Annotated in this window: 1 protein-coding gene; it reads left to right on the plus strand. The window is 65.5% G+C overall.

Annotated features, from left to right (window positions below; translation table 11 throughout):
• The coding region (locus AXF19_RS14255; RefSeq protein ID WP_442983839.1) for a Kae1-like domain-containing protein at nt 1-787 on the plus strand (787 nt) is incomplete at its 5' end.
• Nucleotides 788-1,092 lie beyond the last annotated feature (305 nt).

Raw genomic sequence — 1,092 nt, forward strand, 5'->3', positions numbered from 1 at the left:
GGCGCGTGTCCTCGGCGTTGCGCTCGACGGGACGGGCTACGGGGCGGATGGGGCTTCGTGGGGGGGGGAGTTCCTTGCGGCGGATATGGCGGACTACGAGCGGCTCGCGCATTTTGCGTACATCCCCCTGCCGGGCGGCGACCGCGCGGCAAAAGAGCCGTGGCGGCTTGCGCTCCGGGTGCTCCACACGATGTACGGGGAGGAGATTGCCCTGCGCGCGCCGAAATTTATGGAGGAGATTCCCGCAGGTTGGCAGCTGCTCGTGCAGGCGACGGCGGCGGGGGTCAATGCCCCGCTCACGTCGAGCGTGGGGCGGCTCTTCGATGCGGCGGCGGCACTGCTCGACATTTGCCGCGTAAATGTGTACGAGGGACAGGCGGCAATCGGACTGGAACTCTGTGCGCGGCGCGCACGGAGATCGGGCGTTGTGCTGCCGTATGTGTTGGAGCGGGAGCATGCGCCGCTGACGATTGACTTTATGCCCGTGCTTGCGGCGCTTGCGGACGGGGTGGAGAGCCTCTCGGAGGAGGAGCGTGCGGCGCGTGCGCTCGACTTCCATGTGACGATGGCGGCGGCGGTCGCAGAGGTGCTGGATTTGCTCGCTGCGCGCACGGGGCTGCGGACGGTCGCGCTCTCGGGCGGCGTGTTCCAGAACGCGCTCCTCCTTGAGGAGATGCTTGCGCGCCTCAGAGACTTCCGCGTACTACTGCCGCACGCCGCCCCGCCGAACGACGGCGGGATTGCATACGGGCAGGCGGCGGTGGCACTGGCGCGGATGGGAATGTGAGCGAGGATCTGAGTGCTGTAATGCAAAGCCTCCCCCGTCGAAACGGGGGAGGGGGACCGCGTGAGCGGTGGAAGGGGCGCTTTGGACGGTGCGGGTTATCTATCGTGAGAAATGTGCATGAGCCACTGGCGCCCCTATCGCCTCGCTTTGCTCGGCACTTCCCCCGCACTGGCGGGGGAAGCTCATAAGCACGATATATCCCATTGATGGAGGTCAAATAAAGGAGAAAATATGTGTTTGGCAGTTCCGTCGAAAGTCGTTGCGATACAGGATCAGCTTGCATCGGTGGTGGTGAGCGGGGTGCG

This window comes from Selenomonas sp. oral taxon 126 (assembly GCF_001683335.1).
Classification (GTDB): Bacteria; Bacillota; Negativicutes; order Selenomonadales; family Selenomonadaceae; genus Centipeda.